The organism is uncultured Alistipes sp., assembly GCF_910580175.1.
GTDB lineage: Bacteria > Bacteroidota > Bacteroidia > Bacteroidales > Rikenellaceae > Alistipes.
In genome coordinates this window covers 2,495-5,634 of the sequence record NZ_CAJTXD010000009.1, presented here as the reverse complement: position 1 = coordinate 5,634, position 3,140 = coordinate 2,495, and the positions used below count along the sequence as shown (strand labels likewise).

The window sequence follows — 3,140 nt, the reverse complement described above, 5'->3', positions numbered from 1 at the left end:
ATGATCGGCCTCGATAAAATCAAACTCGGCTGGTACAAGTTCAAGGAGGCGTGCGGCATCGGCGACAGCTCAGAGAACCAGGCGGCCATTGCGAAGATCAATGCCGACGTCGAAGCCCGGCAACAGGCCATCGTGGACGGAGCGAAAAAGGTGGCTGAAAATGCCCGCAAAGCTAAGGAATCGCTGGCCGGCATCAACATGTCGTGGAACTCCGAGAAATCCCTGGGTAACGTGGTCGGGGGATTCAAGAAAAAACTCGGCATCGAAGTGCCGGCCGTACCCGGCATGGTCTCGATGGGAGTAGGCAATCCGAATGGCAACACCGACAACGGTAATGGATCAGCCGGTACCGGTACTGCTTCGGCAATCGCTACCGGCGGCAATCGATCGACATCGATTAACATCAACCTACGCTCGCTAATTGAGCAGGTGGTCTTCGAGGGCGGTTACGAACAGAACCGAGACGAGATGCAGCACGACCTGGAGAGCGCTCTGATTCGCGTGTTGCAAATGGCTAATTCCGCATTGTAATGGCAAAGGTAGAATTCAATTTGGGCCAGTTTGTCCCCCGAGTGGATGTTGGGTATAGCGGCAACCCATTCGATCCAGCGCAGCTAAGGATCAATAAAGCGCTGGGGCGTTACGGTGCCGTTCCGCCGTTCTTCATTCCCCGAAAGGAGGAGATCATCACCCGGGTGTACGATGCCGGTGAAATCCTGGATGATTATACAGCCTCGGGCGTTATCCATTCGGTCATGCCGATGCGTTTAAAGCGCCCCGCTGACAAGCAGTGGTTCACGCTGCCGCTGGAGCCGCTGGTATCGGTTAGCGGTCGGAATACCATCGTCCGGCGCAAGGTAGCCAAGTCCAGAACGGGCGGCACGATCAAGGAGCGGTGGAGCCAGGATGATTACGAGGTGACGATTCGGGGCGTCGTGTCGGGTGCCGACGAATCGAAATACCCCGAAAACCAACTCCGCAGGCTGTTAGAGCTATTCGACGAACGGCAGGCCGTCGAGGTCGAGCAGGAGATTCTCCAGCTGTTTGGCATCCACTACCTGGCCATCGAAAGTGCTTCGTTTCCCCATACCAAAGGGATGAACAACCAAAACTATGAGATCAAGGCCTACAGCGATAACCCCGCGGAACTTCTAATATCGATTTAACGGCGTTCAAACGATGTTCGCAATGGATTTCGACATAACGATCGGCTCTTTCCGGCTCACGATGCTGGAAAGCGTCGTCGTGACGTGCAGCGTGGAGAACCTGGCCGACACGGCCACGATCACGCTGCCCGGTGCGGCCTACAACCGGGCGCTGGAGGTCGAGAGCAAAATCAAGGAAGGCGATGCCGTGCACATCCGCTTCGGCTACGATGCCCACCTGCAGGAGTTGCCCGTGGAGTTCGAGGGTTATGTCGAAAGCATCGCCACGGATGACGGTTCGGTCAAGATCCGCTGCGAGGACGAAATCTATAAGTTCCGCCGGGATTTGAAAAATACCGTGCTTACGTCCGTCAGCGTGAAAGAACTGCTGGAGCATGTCCTCCGGGAATTGGACGGGTTCACACTTTCGTGCGATTACGAGTTCAATTATGACAAATTCACCATCTACGAAGCTACGGGGTTCGACGTATTGAAGAAGGTGCAGGAGGAGACCCGCGCCAACATTTACCTGCGCAGCTCGACGCTCCATGTCCATCCGCAGTATGCCGAAACGGGCCGAACGGTGATTTACGACTTTGGAATGAACATCGAGAAATCCGATCTCAAGTACAAAGATGCCCGGAAGCGGAAATTCATCGCGACCGTCGAGGGAACTGATTCCATGGGCAAAGCGGTGAAAGTCACCAAAGGAACGCCCGGCGGCGATAAGTTCACCATCAAGTTGCCGGGCGTATCGGACAAGGCGACGCTGGAACGCCGGGCCGAAGAGGAGTTGAAAATCCGTGCTTATTCGGGCTATGAAGGGAATTTTACGGGATGGCTCGTGCCACGTATCGAGCCGACGGATATCGTGGAGCTGCGCGATGCGGACTACGAATACAAGAAAGGGAAATACTACGTGGTGGCTGTAGAGACGGCTTTTTCCTCCACCGGCGGAAGCCGGAAGATAACCATAGGCAAAAAGATCGGATAGAGAATGGACAAGACGACACAGATACGGAGCCTGCTGCGCTCTATTGCGGGCACGGACAAGCCTTCGTTCGGTTTCCGGCTGATGGAGGTTGTCGGGGTCGAAGGCGACTTGTGCCGGGCGAAGATTGACGACTTCGAGCTCCCCGACATCCGCCTCTCGTCTATCCCCAGTGGTTCGGAAAACGGGCTGCTTGTCGTTCCGGCCCGCGGAAGTATCATCCTGGTGGCCGACCTCTCGTGCGGCAACCTGCGCGAGTTGTGCGCCATCGGCTATTCCGAGGTCGAATCGGTCCGTTTCCACCAGGGCAAGACCACCCTCATGGCTGACGCGGAGGGCGCGACGGTCGAGGTAGGCAGCAGTCGGATGCGTATCGAGGATAGCAAGGTGACGTTCAATAATGGAGACAACGGCGGGCTGGTCAAGATCGAGGCGCTGGAGCGATCGCTCGAAAGTTTGAAAAGCTACTGCGAGCAACTGAAGCAGGCCGTCTCCTCCGGATTGAACTCCGTCGGTGCCGGCACCGCAGCCAACGGCGCGACAGGCGCAACAGCGTTCGAGACTGCAATGTCTGCCGCGGCGATCCGAATTGAAGACCTGGAAAATAGCAAAATAACCCACTGATACTGATGGCAAAGAGTACAGGAATATTGCTCGACCCCATGACGGGCGATTTGTTGATATCCGCACAGCGCGACGGCACGGGGCTGATCGTCCGGGGACTGGAGATCGGCACCGCGACTTTTCAGAACCAAGCGTTGATTCTCCAGGCCTCCAAAGGGGAATTCAAGGAGTACCCGACGCTCGGCGTCGGTATTTCGGATCTGCTCGGCGACAACGAGGAGACGGGCTGGCGTCGGGAAATCGCCCTGCAGCTGGAGACCGACGGCATGAAAGTGAAGACTGTAGAACTTGATTTAAACAATAACAAACTGACAATCGATGCGGAGTACGATTCATAGCAGGCAGTCACTCCTGGACATAGCCGTCCAGGAGTGCGGTTC

General features: G+C 56.2%; 4 protein-coding genes and 1 pseudogene. All 5 read left to right on the top strand.

Annotated elements, in window-relative coordinates:
• Positions 1-531, top strand: a pseudogene (locus tag QZ298_RS08580) (hypothetical protein); the annotation flags it as partial.
• Positions 531-1,166, top strand: coding sequence for a DUF6046 domain-containing protein (locus tag QZ298_RS08575; RefSeq protein WP_296008107.1), 636 nt, complete (start codon positions 531-533; stop codon positions 1,164-1,166). The pseudogene QZ298_RS08580 and the gene QZ298_RS08575, both read left to right, overlap by 1 nt.
• Before the next feature lie 22 nt (positions 1,167-1,188).
• Positions 1,189-2,139 (top strand): hypothetical protein, encoded by a 951-nt coding sequence (locus QZ298_RS08570; protein ID WP_296008104.1) that lies wholly within the window; start codon positions 1,189-1,191, stop codon positions 2,137-2,139.
• Positions 2,140-2,142: 3 nt separating this feature from the next.
• On the top strand, positions 2,143-2,760 hold the full coding sequence (locus QZ298_RS08565; protein ID WP_296008101.1) for a hypothetical protein: 618 nt from the start codon (positions 2,143-2,145) through the stop codon (positions 2,758-2,760).
• A gap of 5 nt (positions 2,761-2,765) precedes the next feature.
• Positions 2,766-3,098 (top strand): hypothetical protein, encoded by a 333-nt coding sequence (locus tag QZ298_RS08560; protein WP_296008098.1) that lies wholly within the window; start codon positions 2,766-2,768, stop codon positions 3,096-3,098.
• Positions 3,099-3,140 lie beyond the last annotated feature (42 nt).